This window comes from Pseudoalteromonas sp. SWN166, from assembly GCF_015864485.1.
Taxonomy (GTDB): domain Bacteria; phylum Pseudomonadota; class Gammaproteobacteria; order Enterobacterales; family Alteromonadaceae; genus Pseudoalteromonas.
In genome coordinates this window covers 16,990-39,024 of sequence record NZ_JADYXB010000032.1, presented here as the reverse complement: position 1 = coordinate 39,024, position 22,035 = coordinate 16,990, and the positions used below count along the sequence as shown (strand labels likewise).

Below are 22,035 nucleotides of genomic sequence, written 5' to 3'. Positions count from 1 at the left end.
TTGTTCGGCATAAAAAAAGCAGACCAAGGTCTGCTTTTTCTTAGTACTCGAAAAATTAAAGCTAGTTAAAAACTACTTTATCGCTGCCAGGGGCTGCTTTAAATTCGATGATAATTTTAGCGCAATCGGCTTTAACTTCATCTTTAAGTGTTTCTTCAGCTTGCCAGCGAGCTGTATCAAGCTTAAAAATCTCTTTTTTAGCGTATTTTTTTCGTGCATCGTGTGTCGGCATTTCTTTAACTACCTGGTACATTTTATAAATGCCAGGATATTGCGTCGTTAAATCACGCTCACTCTCAAAGCCATATTGAGACATAAGTACCCAAATACGTAAACAGCCTTCAGAAAACTCACACTGCTCTTCATTCATTGCACGCGCAATTAAATGAATACTATCGGCTAGTTTAGCATTTCGCTTTAAACGCGACTTTTCAAGCTTTTGCTTTTGTTCAGCCTGCGTTTTAGCAATTAACTTTTTTTGCGCATTTAACTTATACAGCAACTGACCCGCATAAAATGCCAAACCAACTATTATAGCAGCACCTAAAAGTAAGGCTAAAATTACCGCAGTACTCATTATTGGCCCTTACTATTTGTCGTCTTCATCTAGCCATTCGTTAGCTAAATCGTCAGATAAGTATTGATCGAAATCAGAGCTGCCCTTGCTTTCAATATCATCTTCAAGGTCATCTTCAAATTCGTCTTCATCCTCGTCTTCAATACCAAGAATTTCACATAACGCCTGATGGCGAGCAATACGGCTATTAAAGTACTTAGCATCTTTACCAGTTAGCATTTCACCTTCTTCATGACGCTCTACTAGTTTAAGTAAACGCTCGTCATTCTCAAGTGCTTCTAGCTCTTGTTCAGGTGTAAATTCAGGCTCGATTACCTTTTTCAGCTCAATAGTTGGCTTTAAGTTGCGTTTCATTTCAACTTTAGGCTCAGGCGCAGTTGCAATTAATGGTACCGGCTTTTTACTGCCTACACGCTTATCTTTCGGCGCGTGACCAGCATTATGGCTTTCGCTATCTAGTAAATCTGGCGCGTTACGAGAACCTGGCTTAGCACCTTTGGTTTTTTTAACTCGCTGCTCTTTTAATGCGCGCATTTCTTTAAGCTTATCTTGGCTTAAACGAACAGGTCCGTTTGCTGGGCTTTTGCGTGACTTTTTAGTTCTACTCATATCTTGATCATCTCACTTAAGAGGTTTTGAGCGAAGCGCAAATTAATGGGCATCGCAGTGCTGGCCTAGCCAGAAGAATTCAGTTTGCGCTTAGAGGTTGGGTCTCTCATTTAAAAGCGCCTTAGCTAATTAATCGCTAATTTTAAACGGTGGGTATTGTAACAGGACAAATAAAAAGGCGGTAGAGAAAACATCTCTACCGCCTGCTAATCTGAGCGCCATTATCTGGACACTTCTCCCTTCGACTTTTTTTAGTCTTTATTATTTTTATTATTATCAGTCCGTATTGTTATTATTTTTACGTTCCTTGTTACATTCCATTTTGTTTTTATTATTAAACTTCCATGAGTTTTTTATTATTTTCGGTCATCCTGACACTTTTTTATTATTTCCTTTAGTAGCACTAATCTTATGCTATGTAGTCATGCCGCGTTACTTTCCTTGATAGTTATTTCCGTTTTGTTATTGTTGTTTTGCGACAGTGGTTAATTTACTCGTTAATGATTTTGTTACAACTGGTTTATATAACTTTTATTATCTTTATTACATTGAGATATAAAAATAAACATAAATTACAATAAGTTAATCAATAATCAAAAATAAAAAGAAGACTTTTCTTACAACCAGACATGGTCAATGTCTTACATTAAAACGGACGATATCGTTAATTTTTGACACAAAAAAAGCAGCCTAGGCTGCTTTTTTTAACACATTGTAGTTTATTTATTATTAACTGCTAAATAAATACGACTTTAGTGTAAGCCACCTAAATACTGAGAAAGTACTTCGATGTCTTTATCTGTTAATTTTTTTGCAATATCGCCCATCATGCCATTTAAGTCATTATGACGAGTACCATCACGGAATTTTTCAAGTTGAGCCTTGATATATCCTGGATGCTGAAAAGAAATTTTTGGAAACTTAGCAAGTGACGAGCCATTACCACGTGGGCCATGACATGCTGCACATGATGGAATTCCACGTTCTGCATCGCCTGCTTTAAAAAGCATCTCGCCAACTTCAACAACATCTTTAGGTGTAGCACCTTCAGTCATGTTCATTGAAGAAAAATAAGCAGCTAGATCTTTCATGTCTTGCTCGCTAAGTGGCATAGCCATAGCGCTCATTACTGGATCCATACGCCCTTCTTTGCCGCCTGACGTCATACCTAATTTTAAATCCTGAAGTTGCTTAAGGATATAATCTGGATGTTGACCTGCAATTTTAGGGTAAATATTAACCGGCGCATTACCGTCTGGGCCGTGACAAGCCGCACACGTTGCTGATTTTTCTTTACCTGCGTTTACATCGCCATCAAATGCTGTTGCGTTGCTTGCTGACAACGCACCAAGCAATATTGTTAAAGATAGTGCTATTTTTTTCATGGTGAATTCTCTGTTTCCGACCCTGTATCATCTACAATCGTGATGTTGTAATACATATATTCTACACGATAATAAATTCTCTGGCACGTTTTCTACACATATTAAGCTTATAATTTACAGGGTTTTGACTTAGATTAAGCTTTAACATGTTTTAAATGTACCATAGGTGCTGTTTTTAGGTGGTTAAATACGCTTTTTAATACATCCTTTATAGTATAAAATACGCGCCCTGAGTGAATTTGGTTTACTCAACGTTATTTATTTAAGTTTTAGGAGAGCCTGTGCTCAAATCTCGTATCAAATATAATACTGCGTCTTTCGTAACAAGCGCTCCCGACATTACTAAATTACCTGCTGATACGGGAATTGAAGTTGCGTTTGCCGGTCGCTCCAACGCAGGTAAGTCGAGTGCATTAAATGCATTAACCGATCAGAAGCTAGCACGTACAAGTAAAACACCTGGACGTACTCAGCTAATCAATACATTCGATTTAGCTGATGTTGACGATATGCGCCTTATCGATTTACCAGGCTATGGTTTTGCTAAAGTACCAATCGAAATGAAAAAGAAATGGCAAAAATCGCTAGGGGAATATCTGCAAAAGCGTCAAAGCCTAAAAGGTATTGTTATTTTAATGGATATTCGTCATCCATTAAAAGATTTAGACCGCGATTTAATTAATTGGGCTATTGGTAGTGAAATTCCAGTATTGGCACTATTAACTAAAGCCGATAAATTAAAGCAAGGCCCTCGTAAATCACAAGTACTGCAAGTTCGTCGTGAATTAAGCACGCTTGATGGTGATATTACAGTTCATGCGTTTTCATCATTAAAAGGCACGGGCTTACCAGAAGTTGCTAAAAAGCTAGATGAATGGTTTTTAGGGCCAGTTATTGCTGTACCACCTACTGATGAAGTAGTCACAGACGAAACTAACCCAGAAGCTTAAGCTTCTGGTGTTACGATAAATAAAACTGCTTTCCTGCAGATTTAATAAAATAGCCGAGCTTATCAGACTCGGCTTTTTCAGCCCACTGATAAAACACACTTCGCGCAACACGCGCACTACAGCCATAAGGTAACTTTAAATAAGGTACTTTTGACCCTTTATAGTCTTTTATAACTAAAGGCTGCTGGGCGCTCACCAACCACTGTCTAGCTAAATTATCAATACAACACAACACCTGCCCTTGCGCTGTATTTTCAAAACGCCAATCAACAATAATAAACGGCGCATCATCAACCGTTATTGTTATTTTTTCGACAGGTGTTTTTAAATAAAATTGCTCACCTTCTTTACATAGAACAGAAGCAAACAGCTTCACCATGGCTGGGCGTGTTATTTCGCTGCCATCGTAAAACCATTTACCGTCATGATTGATGACAATCGGCAGTTCCCCACAATGGTTAGGCTGCCAACTATCAAAAGGTTTGCTTGGCTCGCTTAATTGCTTGCTAAGCTCACTTAAAGAAATCACTGCTTTTTAAGTGTAATTGCAAACGTAACAGGCACCGCTGTTGCGATTGAAGGTAGGCCTGCTAATTTTTGCAGCTGTTTAACACCTTCCGTTACACCAAAATCAGCACTATTAATAATAATAGGTGTAAATGATGACACAGTTAAATCGCCACTTTGTGTGCTATTAACAAGTACATCAATAGCCAGTGGTTTTTTATTACCATGAAAATCAAGCTCAGCTTTAATGCCTTTCAATACATATTGACCAGGCTTTTTAATATTATTCAGCTCTTTAGCTAAATTGGCAGTTAAAACAGCATTGGGGAATTTAGCCGCTTCAAACAACAATGCCGTTAAACGCTCATTTCGAATAGGAATTAGGGTTTCAGCTGATGTTAAATCAACATTAACGCTAAACTCGCCTTTATCAGAAAGCATACCTTCAAGATTGGTAAAGTGGTGAGCTTCGGCAACAGAGTCCTTTTTTATAGAGACAAAGCTTAATTGGCTTTTATCATTCACTAACTGCCAATTAGCCTGGGCAACATTAGAGATAACTAAACTTGATAAAGAAAAACCTGCAATAGCTAATGCTTTAAACATAACGCACTCCTTAGTGATAAATTGAAAAATAATAAAAATGAAAAATAATAGCGCTTTGATGGTATCACCTGCAATGTACCCAAACCACCACAAAGTGACGAATGAATAGCACAACAAAAAGCATCAATATAGTAGAATTTTCAAAGATAGAATAAAAAACGGCCCACCAAACAAGTTGGTAGGCCGGTATAGCAAACTGGGGAGAAGCTATCAATTTGTTGCACCCTTTCAGATGCATCATCAACAGGATGTCCTACAGGATAGGACAGGCGGGACTTTAACAAAAGCACGCATTAAAATACAATCATATTCCTGTAAAACAGCTCGAATTGACGAACATATAACTATTTAATACAAATAGTTGCTTAAATTAACCTTATTTTAACTAAAGCTTGCATGTAGCAAATTAAATAGCTGTTATTCGCCATTTTTATTAAACATAAAAAAAGCGCCAAAAGGCGCTTTAATTAAAATGCTCAAATTGCATTAATGGGCTTGTTCCCAGTTATCGCCTTCATCGGCTTCAACTATAAGTGGTACATCAAGCGCTGCAGCTTGCGACATCAGCTCACAAATATGTTTTGTGTATTGTTCTGCGCAGTCTGTTTTAATTTCAAATACTAATTCATCGTGTACTTGCATAAGTAACTTAATCGTATTTGGTGCTTGTTCGTGTACCCAACGATTGACGCTCAGCATTGCCTTTTTAATAATATCAGCGGCAGTACCTTGCATTGGCGCGTTAATAGCAGCACGTTCAGCTCCTTTTCTGCGCGCACCATTACGTGCGTTTATTTCTGGTAAATGCAAACGACGTCCAAAAATAGTTTCAACGTAGCCATTTTCAGCCGCTTTTTCGCGTGTTGTTTCCATGTACTCTAGTACACCTGGAAAACGCTCAAAATATTTATCTATATAATGCTGCGCTTCATGGCGTGGCACATCTAGTTGACGTGCTAAACCAAATGCCGACATACCGTAAATTAAGCCAAAGTTTACTGCTTTCGCTTTACGGCGCATGTCGGTGGTTACATCATCAAGCTCTACACCAAATACTTCAGCAGCAGTTGCACTATGCACATCTAAGCCGTTAGCAAAGGCATTTAATAGGCCTTTATCTTGTGAAAGATGCGCCATAATACGCAGCTCAATTTGGCTATAATCGGCAGCGACAATTTTATAACCATCTGCAGCTATAAAGGCTTCACGAATACGACGCCCTTCTTCTGAGCGAATAGGAATATTTTGTAAATTAGGATCGGTTGAGCTTAAGCGCCCTGTTGCTGTAATTGCCTGATGGTAAGAGGTATGCACGCGCTGTGTTTTCTCGTTCACCATTAATGGTAACTTATCGGTATACGTTGATTTAAGCTTTGATAAACCACGGTGCTCTATAATTACTTTAGGTAGCGGATAATCATGCGCAAGTTCTTGCAGTACTTCTTCTGCGGTAGAAGGTGCACCTTTTGGCGTTTTTTTGATAATTGGCAGCCCAAGCTTTTCAAACAACAATACTTGTAGTTGCTTCGGAGAACTTAAATTAAATGGTTCGCCTGCTATTTCAAACGCTTCTTTTTCAAGCTCAATTAAACGCTCACCTAAGCGTTGGCTATGCGCTGCAAGCATATTGCTATCTATTGCAACACCAGTGCGTTCAATATCAGAAATAACACTAACAAGTGGCATTTCTATATCTAAAAATACCGATTTTAGTTTTTCATCCGCTGCTATTTTTGGCCAAAGTACTTCGTGTAAACGCAACGTAATATCGGCATCTTCTGCGGCGTAAGGCGCTGCTTTCTCAAGTTCAATTTGGTTAAAGGTAAGTTGCTTTTTACCTTTGCCAGCAATATCTTCAAAGCTAATATTTTTATGACCTAGATACTTAAGTGCTAGCGAGTCCATATCGTGACGCGTGCCCACACTATTAAATACGTACGACTCAAGCATGGTGTCAAACTTAATACCATTTAACGCAAAGCCTGCATTCGCTAATACGCTTTTATCATATTTAAGGTTTTGCCCTACTTTAGCTTTGTTTTCATCTGCCAAAATTGGACCCAGCTTTTGCATTACAAATTCAAGGCTTAATTGATCAGGCGCACCGGGGTAATCATGCGCTATCGGTAAATACGCAGCTTCACCCGTTTTGACAGCAAAGCTCATACCCACTAATTGCGCTTTCATGTAATCAAGGCTGGTTGTTTCTGTATCAAATGCAAATAGATCAGCACTGTTTAATTGATTGATCAGCGTATCAAATTGCGCCTCAGTTAAAATAGTTTCGTAATGAGCGTCTTCTACTTTTGGTAATTCTGTCGCTTCGGTAGGTACCGCTAGGTGTGTTTCTGCATCTTTAGGATTATCAAGTAACTCAGCTAACCAACGACGGAATTCGCACTCACCATATAATGCAATTAATTCGTCTTTGTTAGGTTCTTGAAGTTTGAATGTATCAAGATCAGATTCGACTTCAACATCACACTTAATTGTCGCAAGTTCGTAGCTCAAAGGCAGATGATCAAGAGCAATTGCTAACTTTTCACCTATTTTACCTTTAATCTCACTGGCATGATCCATTACACCTTGAAGCGAGCCATACTTTTCTAACCATTTAACCGCAGTTTTAGGGCCACAGCCTTCAACACCCGGGATGTTATCAACCTTGTCGCCCATAAGCGCAAGGTAATCAATAATAAGCTCTGGGCCTACACCAAACTTTTCAACCACAGTAAGGGGATCTGAAATACTGTCGGTCATCGTGTTTATTAGCGTAACGTGTTCATTAACAAGCTGCGCCATGTCTTTATCGCCGGTAGAGACGAGTACATGTCGCTTTTGCTCTGACGCTATACGTGCAAATGTACCAATAACATCATCAGCTTCAACGCCTTCAATACTAATTAGCGGAAAGCCCATCGCTTTGATAATACTGTGAATTGGTGCTATTTGAGTGCGCAAGTCATCCGGCATTGGCGGACGATTTGCCTTATATTCGCTATACATATCGTTACGGAACGTTTTGCCTTTAGCATCAAATATAACCACCATATGTGAGGGATCGTATTGTCTGATCAAGCTTTTAAGCATGTTGATCACGCCATAAATAGCGCCCGTAGCCTCACCTTTAGAATTAGTTAAATGCGGCGGAGAATGATAAGCACGAAATAAATATGACGAGCCATCAACTAAAATAAGTGGGTTTTCGGGGATCTGAGCCATGGTGAATTTGGATCCTAAATACAAAAAATTAAGGTAATTATAAGCATGCCATAAGGTAGTTAATAAAACGACAGTGAATTACTGCTTATCGTGTTATTAAAACTAGAGCAAGCTGTGGATAAGTGTGTAGATAACAGCCACGAGCTATTCTTCCAAAGCATTTTAAAATGCCTAGAAAATACTTTAACTGTATGTTTTAATTTAAAAAAGATAATACGAGGTTCTTTTTTTATTATTTTAAACCAATGTGGAAAAAGGTTTTCTAACGACTGCTTGTGTTGTTATTCACTTTGATTATTCGCGTCCATTTAAATAACCGGAGGAGTATTCTAGCACAATGGATCGAAGATCATAGCGATCCTTTATAATTTTTTTATAGGCAAAGTGATCGCAAATGGCATAAACCGCAATACGACTTGCACAGCGAATGATTCTTGTACAGTAAATTTATTTTCGCGAGAAATTTTGAGCATGTTAAACTTCATCCGATAGACTTATAAAAAAGACTTTAGGGGCACAAAAGCATGAAAAACGTAGCGGTAATATTAGCAGGTTGTGGCGTATACGATGGTAGTGAAATAAATGAAGTAATTTTAACTTTATTACATATAGCCAAAAATGACGCGACTTATCAGTGTTTTGCACCGAATATTGAACAACTTCATACCATTAACCATTTAACAGGCGAAGTAATGCCTGATAAACGCAATGTATTAACCGAAGCGGCTCGTATTGCACGAGGTGACATTAAATCCTTAATTGAACTAGACGTAACTCAGTTTGACGCATTAATTGTACCTGGCGGTTTTGGTGCGGCAAAAAACTTATGCGACTTTGCAATTAAAGGCGCACAAGCAAATATTAATGAAGATGTACTCAATGTTTGTAAAGCATTCGCAAAAGCAAATAAGCCTGCTGGTTATATGTGTATTGCACCCGCTTTGATCCCGTTTATTTATGATAACGCCGTACTTACTATTGGCAACGATGCAGATACAGCACAAGCACTTAACGCATTAGGCGCTAAACATATAAACTGCGCAGTATATGAAATAGTTATTGATGAAGCAAATAAGCTAGTTACCACACCAGCTTACATGTTGGCAGAATCGATTCTTGATGCGGATGCGGGGATCGCAAAGCTCGTTAGTAGCGTATTATCGATATACTGATTATAGTTTTAAGCTCCAAAAAGTTAATTATCTAACTGATTGTGCTTATTAAATTGCTTAACAAAAGTCAGTAAATAATTAATTTTTATTGCGTTAACGCAAAAAGTAGTCAGTTTTATTAATAAAAACGCCTCTTAGCATTTTATAAATTGGCTCAGAGAGTTATAATCGGTTTAATTTCCGTCATCTTTAATCGTGATTGATCACGTTCAAATCGAAGTGAGCAAGGCAAAATGAAAAAATTAACAGCTGCAGCATTATTAATGCTAGCAACCACCGCATACGCACAGCCATATGATAACTCTATGACTGAAGATGCAATTAAAGCACGTCTCGCGCCGGTTGGTGCTGTATATCTTGAAGGCGATAAAGCTGCTGTTGCAGCGGCGCCTACAGGCCCTCGTTCTGGTGAGCAAGTGTATCAAGGTGCATGTTTTGCATGTCACGGTACTGGTGCACTAGGCGCGCCTAAATCGGCTGACGATTGGGCTCCACGCATTGCAAAAGGTAAAGACACTTTACTTGAGCATGCACTAAATGGCTTTAATGCCATGCCTCCAAAAGGCACATGTATGGATTGTTCTGACGATGAAATTAGCGCTGCTATCGATTTCATGACATCTAAATAAATACAATTGAAATACACAAAAAAGGTTTACTTCGGTAAGCCTTTTTTAATGCATAGAATAGTGTTTATAGCCGCTATTTTAGTAGGAATATCAACTTGACGATAAGCACTAAAAGTGAAATTATAAGGCTAATAACTATACAATAAAAATAGCCGGTTAGATCATTGGAAGATAAACACCCCGTATCGAGTAAATTAGCGTATCAAAATAAACGTCTGAAAACGCTACTCGAAAAATACAAACAATCACATCATTTGCAAAATGCCCTGATCCAATTATCAGAGCAAGCTAGTACTGTTGCCGAGCTAACCCTATTATATCCTGCCATCCACGATATTTTACAAAAGTATGTACCGAGTAAAAGCTTTTACGTGGTGCTGTTAAATCAACATAGTCAATCGTTAGAGCTTTCTTACTTTTCAGATGAGAAAGACGGTATTGCTGTTGCTCTTAATCAATCAAATAGCTTTGATGAAGGCGCCACTGGTTATGTATTTAAGCAAGGTAAAACAACATGCTTTACCAAAAAACAAATGCAAGACGCTGCAGCAGAAGGCTTATTTAAAGCATTAGGCACTCCAGCAGAGCATTGGGTAGGTGTACCAGTTTACCAAGAACATAACATTATTGGTGTATTAGCAGCGCAAAGTTACGATACAAAACAAAGCTATAGCTCACAACAAATACAATTACTTGAGTTTATGTCGCTTTACTTAGCGACTGCAATAGAGCGTGTAAAAAAACGAGAGCTCCTTGAGTCAGAAGTTAAAATTCGTACCCGAGCACTCACTCAAAGTAACGACGCGTTAAATCTTGAAATAGAGCAGCGTAAACGTGCGCTTCAACGCCAGCAGATTCTGTTTAAAATATCTGAAATAGCAACGCAAGCTAAAAACCTTGAAGATGCTTACTTTAAGATACATCAAATAATAAAAACAATTACCTACGCAGAAAACTTATATATTGCACTTTATGATAAAGAATCTGGTTGGATTAGCTTCCCCTATTGCGTTGATGAATTTAAAGAAAACACACAACCCAGGCGCTTTGCTAAAGGCTATAGTGAGCTGGTAATAAGTACAGAAGAAACACAGCTTATACACCCGTATAGAGCAAAAGAATTGATAGAAAATGGTGTAGTACAGCGCTCTGCTCCTGTGCCTAAAGAGCAAATGGCCACTAGTTGGTTAGGCGCTCCACTTAAAACAGCTCAAGGTGTTATCGGCCTTCTTGTTTGCCAAGCTTACGATAACAAACATATTTTTAGCCAAGATGATTGCGAATTAATGACCTTTGTATCGCATCAAATTGCAGCTGTATTACAAACCAAACTCGCTAATCAAGCGATTGCAAAAAGCCATCAAGAACTTGAATTTAGAGTAAACGAAAAAACCAAAGAGTTGCGTCAAACTAATCTGCATTTACAAATGCAAATAGATGAGCGTAAAAAAATAGAGCAGCAGCTTTATCATGATGCACATCATGACTCTCTTACTAGCTTACCTAATCGCAGCCTATTTTTAACTCAGCTTGAAAAAACGCTACAACATTATCAGCGCTTTCCTGAACATAATTTTGCTGTTTTATTTATCGACTTAGATAAATTTAAAGACATTAACGACCAGCTTGGTCACCATGCTGGCGATCAATTTTTGATTAACGTTAGTGAATTATTTGCCCAGTGTATACGCGAGCATGATTTACTGGCACGCCTAGGTGGCGATGAATTTGTTATTTTATTAACGCATTTAACTGAGCCTCAACAAGCAGAAGATGTTGCTAATCGAATTATCGATTTAATGGAAAAGCCTTTTTGCCTTAAAGGGGAATATTTACAAAGTGGTGCAAGTATAGGGATAACCTATTCAAAGAAAAGCTATATGCATACGGATGAAATTATTCGTGATGCTGATGCCGCAATGTATCACGCTAAAAATTCAGGAAAAAATCGCTACGAGCTATTTCATCCGCTACTAACACAATCAATACCTGCGCAGGCACTAAAAGCACAACATCACCTTGATATACTCCCTATGAGTTTTAGAAGCTCAGAAATAATTACGCTTGATGAGCAACATCAGTCTGAATCTTTATTTGAAGCATTTGGTGAGCACCCAATACTTGGCTTTACTAGCTTTGATATTTTGAAAAAGTTTGCATCAGATAAAGAGCAGCACCTGCAAGTGGAGTTACAACTATTACAACGCGCTTATGCACAAGCAATTACTGCAAATGTAACTATGGCGCTGGTTCCTTGCTCTGGTTTGCTACTCAAAGAGCATGAATTTGTTTTATTTACAGATACGCTAAATAAACAACAAGGACAAAGCCAGCTCTGTTTATTATTTGATGAACAAGAAATTCGCCATGCAAGTGCAACACAAATAGAAAACCTCAAAAAGCTACCGCAACTAGGCTATTCAATTGGTTTAAATAATTTTGCTAAAGACAGATGCGAGCTGAATTTACTAACCGATATTAACTTTGATTATCTGCTACTTAGCTCGACCTTTAGTAAACGTATTTTACAACAAGAAAGTTACGATTTTCAGCTACAAGGTGTACTAGCCATTACAAAACTTAAAGCAATGAAAGTCATTGCTAAAGGCCCATCAATACTTAATTTTAGGGCTTTGTTAGACAAGCATGGCTTGGCTTTTTTTGTGGGGAAACAACACGCTTTAGTGTGCGCTGAGCTACCTGAAATACAAGCAACTCAGTCTTTATAAAATTAGCCTGAGGTATTACTCAGGCTTTTTAAACATTGCGCGAAGATTCGCGACTCTTGCTTGGCCTTTTTCCATTCGCTCTGCTTGCGTATTTGGCGCTTTTTTGTTTTCAATCGCTAAATCGTCCTGCGGTAACTCTTGTACAAATCGGCTTAACTCAGTTTGTGAGGTCTCACCAAATTGACGACGTATTTTTGCATAAGTAAGTGTTAACTCCTGCTGTGCACGAGTAATTCCAACGTAAGCTAAACGGCGTTCTTCATCTACGTTATCTTCATCAATACTTACCTGATGCGGAAGTAAGCCCTCCTCCATACCCACCATAAATACGTATGGGTACTCTAAGCCCTTTGATGCATGCAGTGTTGATAAGTGCACCGCATCGGTTTCATCCTCTTCTTCGTTACGCTCAAGCATATCGCGAAGGGTTAGCTTGCTAACAACCTCGGCTAATGTCATTGGTTCGTTGTCGGCATCACCGGTCAACATATCGGTGATCCAGCGATACAATTCAGAAACGTTTTTCATACGCATTTCAGCGGCTTTAGCACTCGGTGACGACTCGTACAAATATGCCTCGTAATTAATATTACGCACTAAGTCTTTAACAGCTTCAAGCGTATCACCGCGTACTGCGTTATCAGATAGCTCAACAACCCAGCGTGCAAACCCAGCAAGCGCATTAAAGCCACGCCCTTTTAGTCTGTAGCCTAAATCGTTATCAAAACAGGTGGCAAACAAGCTCGCGTGCTTTTCATTAGCCAGCGTACCCAGCTTTTCAAGTGTAACCGTGCCTATTTCGCGGCGCGGTGTATTTACAATACGTAAAAATGCATTGTCATCGTCTTGATTAACTAACAAGCGCAAATACGCCATAATATCTTTAATTTCTGAGCGAGCAAAAAATGACATACCGCCACTAATTTTATAGGGGATACGGTTACTCATTAGTGATTTTTCAAAGCCACGAGCTTGGTGATTACCACGATATAAAATAGCGTAGTCTTTATAGCTAGTTCGCTTCATAAACTTATGGGAAATTATCTCGGCAACTACGCGCTCAGATTCATGTTCTTCGTCGCGGCACCCTATTACTTTAATTGGCTCACCGTAACCAAGCTCACTGAATAGCTTTTTCTCAATATCATGCGGGTTATTTGCTATCAAAATATTAGCGGCTTTTAGTATTCGCCCTGCACTTCGATAGTTCTGCTCAAGCTTTATTAGCCTAAGCCCTGGGTAGTCTTTACCTAACAACACTAAGTTTTGTGGGCGAGCACCACGCCAAGAATAAATTGATTGATCGTCATCACCTACCACGGTAAAACGGGCACGCTCACCAACAAGTAATTTAACAAGTTGATATTGGCTCGTATTGGTATCTTGATACTCATCCACCAGCAAATATTTAAAGCGCTGCTGCCAGCGCTCACGCGACGTTGCGTTATTAGTAAGTAGCAAAGTAGGGATCATAATTAAATCATCAAAATCCAATGCGTTATAAGCGCGCAGCTGATTTTGATAACGAGCATAAAGCTGTGCAAACAACGCCTTTTGCGCATCGCGGGCTTCTCGTATTGCTTGCTCTGGCAGTACTAATTCGTTTTTCCAACTACCAATTTCCATTTTAAGTAGTTTGAGTAAGTCTTTGTCTTTTTTTAGTTCATCTTCGGTCAGCTCACTAAGAAGCTGATTGGTATCTTGATCATCAAATAACGAAAAGCCGGGTTTAAATCCTAATGTGCTTAACTCTTTTTTTATTATTTCTAAACCGAGTGTATGAAACGTTGATACCCATAACCCTTTAGCGTCTTGTTTACCAAGTGTTTGCAGTACTCGTTCACGCATTTCTTTAGCGGCTTTATTGGTGAAGGTAACGGCAGCTATATTTCGCGCTTTGTACTCACATTTTTTTACCAAATAAGCGATTTTATTAGTAATAACACGGGTTTTACCAGAGCCTGCGCCAGCGAGTACTAAGCATGGACCACTAATATATTTTACGGCTTCATCTTGTTTAGGATTGAGTTTCATAACGACCAAAGAAATTTAAAAGACGCGTAATTTTAACGTAACCATTACAGCGAGCATAGCAATTGCCTTAATTAATTAAGGTAAAGATGATCATGTGTTAAATACCATAGGTATAAGGTAATATTAGTTATTATTATTTTAGGCCGCATCGAAGGGACAAATATGATCAACCCAGCAAAACTTGAAGAAATTGCTAAGCAAATTACTAGCAATATGCCACAAGGTGTAAAAAACCTAGCAGACACACTCGAAGGTAAAACAAAGCAAGTTTTACAAAACAAGCTTGCTGAGATGGACTTTGTGAGCCGTGAAGAATTTGATGTGCAAAGCCAAGTACTTATTCGTACTCGTGAAAAACTAACTGACCTTGAAGCTAAAGTTGCATTGCTTGAGCAACAGCTTAGCACTAAGACTGACGCTGAATAATTAATTTGGTGTACAAAAAAGGCAGCTTAAGCTGCCTTTTTACTATGTAATTTAGAGCTGGATTTATTCAAATAACTCATCTAGTACATAATATGATAACTCAGCCTGTTGCTCTAAACTCACACTCAGCATTTTTTGTGCAACTTGCTCGCCTTTTATTGGCCTGTAACGCTTTAAAAACGCAAATCGTGTAATAACAGGAAAAATAATACTGCCTATCTTTTCTGCCACTCTAAATTGCTCACGATCACCCAATAATAAAGACGGTTGTAAAATACTTATTTTATCAAAAGGGAGTACTTTAATATGTTGCTCAAGCTCACCCTTCATTTTCAAATAAGCACTATTACTGTGCGTGTTCGCCCCGCTTGATGACACTAAGCAGTAATGCGTAACACCATTACATGCCGCTAACTGCGCCGCTATAAACTGATAATCAAAATCTACTTTACGCTGAGCTTGTGTAGAGCCCGCCCGTTTACGGGTTGTGCCCAAACACGAAAACAATACGTCGCCTTTAAAAAGCTCAACGTATTGAGTTAATTTTTCAAAATCAATAACGTGATTAACTAGCTTTGTATGCGTAATAGACAAAGCCCGACGACTTAACGTAACCACTTTGGTATAACGATCGCTATTAAGTAGCTTATGTAGCAACTCATTACCGACCAAACCTGTAGCACCTATTAATATCGCCGTTTTAGTCATAAATTTATTTATTCTCGCCCACTTTTTTAAGTACGTGCTGCACTGCTTTTTTGTAGCTTTGCGTTTCTTCACTCGCGCACGTTACTACAGATTCTAAATCATGAAGGTGGCCGTTTTCTAAACCATAAACCCAACCATGAACGCTTAGCTCTTGGCCGCGCTCCCACGCATCTTGCACAATGTTAGTACGGCATACATTACGTACTTGCTCAATTACATTTAGCTCAATAAGGCGGCTTAAACGTTCGCTTTCTGGCATTGCATCAAGTTGCTCAAGGTGCTTTTCTTTTACATCACCTACATGGCGTAGCCAGTTATCAATAAAGCCAAATTTTGCATTGTTTAAAACGGCTTGTACGCCACCACAGCCATAGTGACCAACTACCATGATATGTTTTACTTTTAAAACCTCTACAGCGTACTGCATAACCGACAAACAGTTATGGTCAGTGTGTACAACCACGTTGGCAACGTTACGATGTACAAATAATTCGCCTGGTAATAAATCAACTATTTGATTAGCAGGTACACGAGAGTCTGAACAACCAATCCATAAATACTCTGGATTTTGTTGCATAGATAAAATTTTAAAAAACTCAGGATCAGCTTCGCTTGTACGTGCAGCCCAACGTTTATTGTTATCGAATAAATTTTTTAACTTTCTCATTGCATCTCTTATTAAGTCGAGGACGGAAATTTAATGGATATTAGCGAGAATCAATATATTACGAGGCGTTAACTGCTTTTCACAAAACGTTTTAACGCTTACTTGATAGCCTTGCTGTTGCAAATATAAAGCACGATCGAGCACAAGCCAAACTTCAATTGCTCTTCTGAACACATGTCGAACCAGTTCAACTCGGTCAGTTATTTCTTTTCGAGCAACACCAACATCTAAATATTTATTATAATCAGTATCTTGGGGTAGGTTTATTGCCTTTTTGTCTGCAGCCCATGCACAAAATGATTTAAACGAATCTGAGAATATAGCTTTGTTAACCGAAGGTACGCTTACATAATATTGCTCGCCAGTAATCGATTTTCTAAGTGCGTCAAAACCAAGCCGCCATTCTAGTTCTGTTTTACGTACTTTTTCCAGACGAGAAGGCGCTGTAACGGTTTCTTGTAATGCGAGCTTTAAATCGCGATGCGTTAGGTTAAGCTCACTTTGGTTTGCAACCTCACTCATTGCAAGGTACTTATTAGTCGTAAATAAGTGATAGCAACAAGGTGAAAAGCTAATTTGTTGTACTTTTGCCAAACTTGCTTGGCGCATAAATGCTTGGTGCAAACCGCCACATGCGTGGAGCGCTACAGCATGCATATCAGTATTAAAAAATTGAGTAATATCATCTTTTAATACATCAGCTTGGCTAAAGTGCATTGCCAAGCCTTGTTGCTGTACACTTTTTTGTCCTTGCTCGCATAAGCTTTGTTGCAGTTCAATACTATGCACATCACTTGCGCCATTAAAAGCAAGCATTCGCCCTAAGTGCCCTTTACCCGCACACCATTCTAAAACCGGTTGCTTAGTATTAGGTAGTGCAGATACAAAATCTTGTAACTGATCAAACTTACGACCTTTAATGCCGTTACTTAACCAAAACGGATAATCAGCTCGAGAGTGTGCAGAGCTAGGTAAATCACATAGCTCTGCAAGTTCATCAAGTTGGTTTATGTGTTGGCTAAAAAATTGGTATAGCTGATTTTGATCATTATCAAGAACGGTTACCTGATCATCAGTTAGTTCGTTAAGTATGCCTTGCAGCTCTGGCCAAGGAATAGTGTCAAAATCAAATGCGGTGCACTGCCAATACTGACGATGGCGCATTAAAAGTGAATCAAGTGCAAAAAATTGCTCGGCTAAAGTCATAACAGCTTAAATAATAAAAAAGACAATTAATTATATCAGCTCAGTGAGATCTCACTAAACAGTTAATTTTTACTAAAAATCAGCCTTAAATACAAAGGGATTGAAATAATACTCACCAAAATAGCCGCTATAAGCATCCACGATAATTGCATTTTTTCAGGCTCTTGGTATTTATAAATAAAGTGAGATTTTACTTCGTCAAATTCGCTTTGCTGTATGCCATATAAATCAGCAATTAAGCGCCATTTTGCTATCGACATATGCCCTAAACTGGTGGTAGGTAGTACTATATAATTTTTTAACACTTCAGCCTCAAAGGCGAGCTGATGAAAGCTTTTATTCGGTGCATAGTTTTGCTGGGTAACTGCAATGGCTTCATCCATATTCATCATTGCATAACGCCAACCTTTTAGGCTCGCTTGGTAGAATTTTTCGACCGTTTGCGGATTTTGCTTAAGCATGTTTTCGCTGGTAAATAAAATGTCGCTATATACGTCCATCCCATAACGCTGTGGGCAAACAAGCCGATGAGCGATCCCTTGTTGAGTCATATAATAAGGCTCTGTAGTAACATAAACTTGCATCGCATCTAGCTTGTTTTCAATCCAAGCCTGGCCTGGATTTATGCCGTCGTAAACTTTAAGATTATCCACTTCTACACCGCTGCGTTTGAGCATAATGAGTAACTCGGTGCCGTCATTTTTGCTCACAGCAGTGATACGTTTATTAACGAAGTCACGAGGGTGAAAAATATCAGACGTGTCTTTTACCATCCAGCAATAAGGAGAAAACTGCAATAAGGCTGCCATTGCAACAAAGGGCTGACCATCAATACGTTGCTGTAAAATACCAGAATGTCCTACGCCAAATTGCGCCTCGCCACGAGCGACAGGACCAAAGGTGTCAGGTTTCATTGGATTAGCTTGTTTAATAGTTACATCGAGGCCTACTTCATTATAAAAGCCTTTTTGCTTTGCCATATAGTAACCGGCAAACTGAAACTGATGTGTCCATTTTAGCTGTAATGTGACTGATTCTTGCGCCATTATATGGCTACAAAAAAAGCACAATCCAATGACTAATCCTTTTAATAGCAAATAGGTGTCCTCAAAAAGTATGACGATTACCTGTAACTATATGTAAAACGAGTGATAAAGCAAGCACCCTAGTTAGGTGCCTGCCTTTAAAGAAAGGTTATACTGAGGCTCGTTTTTCGAATTTTTCTGCTTGCGATTTTGATGTTAAAAATTGGGTAAAACACGGATTTTGTGTTTCATCCTGTACACTGTAACCTAAGCGATTTAAATGCTCGTTAAACATTTCATACTGACTCGGCTCAATAGCAAAACCTGCCAGTACATTTCCCATTGACCCACCGTGATTACGATAATGAAATAAGGTAATGTTCCAATTACTGCCTAAAGTATCTAAAAATCGAGCAAGCGCCCCCGGATACTCAGGAAATTCAAAACGCAATAAACGTTCATGTAATTGCTCTGGTGCTTTTCCGCCAACCATATAACGCACATGTAATTTAGCGAGTTCGTTATCCGACAGATCGCAAAATTGATAGTCGTTGCTAGTTAAATCTTGTTTTAGCTCATTAAGCTCTTGCTCGCCTTGGCGCAGGGCAATACCTACAAATATTTGTGCTTCACCAGGCCCTGCATAACGGTAGTTAAATTCAGTAATAGCACGGCCACCTAAAGAAGCACAAAACTGTTTAAAACTGCCTTTTTCTTCTTTAATAGTAACGGCTAATAGCGCTTCGTTTTTTTCACCCAGCGCAGTGCGCTCTGCTACATAACGCAGGCGATCAAAGTTTAAATTAGCACCCGATAAAACAGCCGCTAAGTGCAACCCTTTTAACCCCGACTGCTGACTCCACTTTTTAAGCCCTGCCGTTGCAAGTGCACCAGATGGCTCTGCAATTGCGCGCGTAGATACAAAAATATCCTGCATGGCTGCACATATTTCATCGCTAGTTACTGTAACAACTTCATCGCAAAACTTTTGCGCTAAACGAAAGGTTTCGGTGCCAATAATTTTAACCGCTACGCCATCGGCAAAACTGCCAACGCGATCAAGCTCTACCGGTTTACCTGCTTTAAGCGCTGCTTGTAAACATGCACTTTCGTCGGCTTCTACACCAATTACTTTTATATCAGGGCGCAGAGATTTAATATAAACCGCCATACCCGCCAGTAAGCCGCCGCCGCCAACAGGAATAAACACAGCATCAAGCTCGTTTAATTGCTGCATTAGCTCGCGTGCTACAGTGCCTTGACCAACAATTACGTCAGGGTCATCAAACGGTGGAACAAATATGCCTTTTCGTTGCTCTGTAAGCTCAAGTGCATGTGCTTTTGCAGCATCAAAGTGATGCCCATGTAATACCACCTCTCCGCCAAGTGCACGCACTGCGCTGACTTTTATTTCAGGCGTTGTAACTGGCATTACAATAGTAGCTTGGTGCCCTAAGTGAGATGCACTTAATGCAACCCCTTGAGCATGATTACCGGCAGAAGCCGTAATAACCACCGAGCCTTTAGGTAATTTATTTAATTTGTTATACGCACCGCGTAATTTAAACGAGTACACGGGCTGTTGGTCTTCACGCTTTAACCAAACATGGTTACCTAGCTTTTTACTGAGTTCAGCCATTTCGCTGACCTCAGTAACTTTAGCCAAAGGCTCCATGTTTGCTTGAATGATAGCGCGAAAATAATCGAGCTCTTGAGAGACCATAATTAACTAAGCGCCTCCAATTTAGCTAAATCGCGCACTGCGCCTTTATCAGCACTCGTTGCAAGTAATGCATAAGCTTTTAAAGCAGACGACACATAGCGCTCACGATCAACTGGCTTGTACGCCATTTTTCCGCGTGCTAATTGCTTTTGCTTACGTGCCTCAAGTTCTTCATCGCTTAGCGCTAATGTGATTTCACGTGTTGCGATATCAATAATAATTTTATCGCCATTTTCAACATAAGCAATTGCGCCACCACTTGCTGCCTCTGGTGACACGTGGCCAATTGATAAACCCGAAGTACCACCCGAAAAGCGACCATCAGTAATAAGCGCACATTGTTCAGCTAGGCCTTTTGATTTTAAATAACTTGTTGGATAAAGCATCTCTTGCATACCTGGGCCGCCTCTAGGGCCTTCATAACGAATAACAACAACATCGCCGGCTTTTACTTCGTTATTTAAAATCCCTTCTACTGAATCATCTTGTGATTCGTATACAATGGCGGTGCCTTCAAAATGTAGCATTTCGTCAACTACGCCAGCACTTTTAACAACGCAACCATCAACGGCTAAGTTACCCGAAAGTACAGCTAAGCCACCGTCTTGGCGAAAAGCATGTTCAACGCTTCGAATACAACCATTGACGCGGTCATTATCGCCTTCATCCCAACGACACTCTTGGCTCATGGCTTTAGTAGTACGAATACCCGCAGGACCCGCACGATAAAACTTGCGCGCTACTTCGTTAGTCGGGTCTGTTGCATCCCATTTTTTAACAAGCTCAGCCATTGTTGATCCAGCGACGTGATTCACTGACATATCAACCAAGCCCGCTTTACCAAGCTCGCGTACAACTGCCATCATGCCACCAGCACGGTGTACATCTTCAATATGGTACTCTGGTGTTGCCGGCGCCACTTTACATAAAAACGGTGTTTTACGAGAAAGCGCATCAATGTGCGACATATCAAAATCAACGCCTGCCTCTTGGGCTGCTGCAAGTAAATGTAATACGGTATTTGATGAGCCGCCCATTGCAATATCAACAACCATTGCATTCATAAAGGCTGTTTTGTTAGCAATAGCGCGTGGTAATACTTCTTGATTATCTTTTTGATAATACTCACGACATAAATCAACAATACGAGCACCCGCTTCAACATAAAGCTGTTTACGGTCTTTATGAGTGGCAAGCGTTGTGCCGTTACCCGGCAGTGCTAAACCTATTGCCTCTAACAAACAATTCATTGAGTTTGCCGTAAACATACCTGAGCACGAACCACATGTAGGACACGCAGAACGCTCTACTTGCTCTGAATCTGCATCACTTACCGATTCATCTGCGCCTTTAACCATGGCATCAACTAAATCAAGTTTAATGTCGATGTTAGCAAGTTTAGTTTTACCCGCTTCCATTGGACCGCCCGATACAAATATTACCGGTATGTTTAAACGTAGCGCTGCAAGCATCATCCCTGGGGTGATTTTGTCGCAGTTTGAAATACAGATCATCGCATCAGCACAATGGCCATTTACCATGTACTCAACCGAGTCAGCAATTAAATCGCGCGAAGGCAATGAATAAAGCATGCCGCCGTGACCCATTGCAATCCCATCATCAATCGCAATGGTATTAAATTCTTTAGGAACGCCACCAGCCTGTTTAATAGTCTCACCCATAAGCTCACTAAGCTGGTTAAGGTGTACATGCCCAGGTACAAATTGTGTAAACGAGTTAACTACGGCAATAATCGGTTTACCAAAATCAGAGTCTGTCATACCTGTTGCGCGCCATAATGCTCTTGCGCCTGCGCGTTTACGTCCTTCAGTTGTTGTTGCACTTCTTAATTTAGCCATA

18 protein-coding genes are annotated in these 22,035 nt (G+C 39.6%); 5 read left to right on the top strand and 13 right to left on the bottom strand.

Annotation, left to right across the window (positions count from 1 at the left end):
- Positions 1-61: 61 nt before the first annotated feature.
- From I6F49_RS15965 to I6F49_RS15955, 3 genes are all read right to left on the bottom strand, one after another.
- Positions 62-577 (bottom strand): DUF2489 domain-containing protein, encoded by a 516-nt coding sequence (locus tag I6F49_RS15965; RefSeq protein WP_166419904.1) that lies wholly within the window; start codon positions 575-577, stop codon positions 62-64.
- 12 nt (positions 578-589) lie between these two features.
- Complete coding sequence (gene yihI, locus I6F49_RS15960; protein ID WP_197181302.1) at positions 590-1,186, bottom strand: Der GTPase-activating protein YihI; 597 nt, start codon at positions 1,184-1,186, stop codon at positions 590-592.
- A 752-nt stretch (positions 1,187-1,938) separates the two neighbouring features.
- Positions 1,939-2,571 carry a c-type cytochrome gene (locus I6F49_RS15955; RefSeq protein WP_007582080.1) on the bottom strand — a complete coding sequence of 211 codons (633 nt, stop codon included), beginning with the start codon at positions 2,569-2,571 and terminating at the stop codon, positions 1,939-1,941.
- A 281-nt stretch (positions 2,572-2,852) separates the two neighbouring features.
- On the opposite strand from I6F49_RS15955, the gene yihA reads away from it, so the two are divergent.
- Positions 2,853-3,521 carry a ribosome biogenesis GTP-binding protein YihA/YsxC gene (gene yihA / locus I6F49_RS15950; RefSeq protein ID WP_008165591.1) on the top strand — a complete coding sequence of 223 codons (669 nt, stop codon included), beginning with the start codon at positions 2,853-2,855 and terminating at the stop codon, positions 3,519-3,521.
- 10 nt (positions 3,522-3,531) lie between these two features.
- Here the strand turns inward: yihA and I6F49_RS15945 are convergent, their stop codons facing one another.
- The 3 genes from I6F49_RS15945 to polA form a co-directional block, all read right to left on the bottom strand.
- Entirely contained in the window at positions 3,532-4,050 is a 519-nt protein-coding gene (locus I6F49_RS15945; RefSeq protein ID WP_166419902.1) for a DUF1285 domain-containing protein, read from the bottom strand.
- The gene (locus I6F49_RS15940) at positions 4,047-4,634 is read right to left on the bottom strand and encodes a YceI family protein (RefSeq protein WP_166419901.1); all 588 of its coding nucleotides are present in this window, start codon (positions 4,632-4,634) and stop codon (positions 4,047-4,049) included. The genes I6F49_RS15945 and I6F49_RS15940 overlap by 4 nt, the downstream gene beginning before the upstream one ends.
- 486 nt (positions 4,635-5,120) lie before the next feature.
- A complete protein-coding gene (gene polA, locus I6F49_RS15935) occupies positions 5,121-7,856 on the bottom strand; it encodes a DNA polymerase I (protein ID WP_197181301.1) in 2,736 nt (911 codons plus the stop codon).
- Between the two features lie 524 nt (positions 7,857-8,380).
- Between polA and elbB the strand changes: the two genes are divergently transcribed.
- The 3 genes from elbB (at position 8,381) to I6F49_RS15920 (ending at position 12,386) form a co-directional block, all read left to right on the top strand.
- Positions 8,381-9,028, top strand: coding sequence for an isoprenoid biosynthesis glyoxalase ElbB (elbB, locus tag I6F49_RS15930; protein WP_197181300.1), 648 nt, complete (start codon positions 8,381-8,383; stop codon positions 9,026-9,028).
- A gap of 233 nt (positions 9,029-9,261) precedes the next feature.
- Entirely contained in the window at positions 9,262-9,657 is a 396-nt protein-coding gene (locus I6F49_RS15925) for a c-type cytochrome (RefSeq protein WP_149593319.1), read from the top strand.
- A 164-nt stretch (positions 9,658-9,821) separates the two neighbouring features.
- A complete protein-coding gene (locus tag I6F49_RS15920; RefSeq protein ID WP_197181299.1) occupies positions 9,822-12,386 on the top strand; it encodes a sensor domain-containing diguanylate cyclase in 2,565 nt (854 codons plus the stop codon).
- A gap of 15 nt (positions 12,387-12,401) precedes the next feature.
- Here the strand turns inward: I6F49_RS15920 and rep are convergent, their stop codons facing one another.
- Positions 12,402-14,420 (bottom strand): DNA helicase Rep, encoded by a 2,019-nt coding sequence (gene rep, locus I6F49_RS15915; protein WP_197119293.1) that lies wholly within the window; start codon positions 14,418-14,420, stop codon positions 12,402-12,404.
- A 162-nt stretch (positions 14,421-14,582) separates the two neighbouring features.
- Between rep and ubiK the strand changes: the two genes are divergently transcribed.
- Entirely contained in the window at positions 14,583-14,846 is a 264-nt protein-coding gene (gene ubiK / locus I6F49_RS15910; RefSeq protein WP_197181298.1) for a ubiquinone biosynthesis accessory factor UbiK, read from the top strand.
- Positions 14,847-14,909: 63 nt separating this feature from the next.
- Here ubiK and I6F49_RS15905 read toward each other — a convergent pair whose 3' ends face one another.
- From I6F49_RS15905 to ilvD, 6 genes are all read right to left on the bottom strand, one after another.
- Positions 14,910-15,554 carry an NAD(P)H-binding protein gene (locus I6F49_RS15905; RefSeq protein ID WP_197181297.1) on the bottom strand — a complete coding sequence of 215 codons (645 nt, stop codon included), beginning with the start codon at positions 15,552-15,554 and terminating at the stop codon, positions 14,910-14,912.
- A gap of 4 nt (positions 15,555-15,558) precedes the next feature.
- A complete protein-coding gene (gene can, locus I6F49_RS15900) occupies positions 15,559-16,221 on the bottom strand; it encodes a carbonate dehydratase (protein ID WP_197181296.1) in 663 nt (220 codons plus the stop codon).
- Positions 16,222-16,251: 30 nt separating this feature from the next.
- On the bottom strand, positions 16,252-17,427 hold the full coding sequence (locus tag I6F49_RS15895; RefSeq protein WP_197181295.1) for a methyltransferase: 1,176 nt from the start codon (positions 17,425-17,427) through the stop codon (positions 16,252-16,254).
- A gap of 62 nt (positions 17,428-17,489) precedes the next feature.
- The gene (locus I6F49_RS15890; RefSeq protein ID WP_197181294.1) at positions 17,490-18,473 is read right to left on the bottom strand and encodes an ABC transporter substrate-binding protein; all 984 of its coding nucleotides are present in this window, start codon (positions 18,471-18,473) and stop codon (positions 17,490-17,492) included.
- A 148-nt stretch (positions 18,474-18,621) separates the two neighbouring features.
- Positions 18,622-20,175 (bottom strand): threonine ammonia-lyase, biosynthetic, encoded by a 1,554-nt coding sequence (gene ilvA, locus I6F49_RS15885; RefSeq protein WP_197181293.1) that lies wholly within the window; start codon positions 20,173-20,175, stop codon positions 18,622-18,624.
- Positions 20,176-20,177: 2 nt separating this feature from the next.
- Positions 20,178-22,034 carry a dihydroxy-acid dehydratase gene (gene ilvD, locus I6F49_RS15880; RefSeq protein ID WP_166419891.1) on the bottom strand — a complete coding sequence of 619 codons (1,857 nt, stop codon included), beginning with the start codon at positions 22,032-22,034 and terminating at the stop codon, positions 20,178-20,180.
- Between the last annotated feature and the right edge of the window lies 1 nt (position 22,035).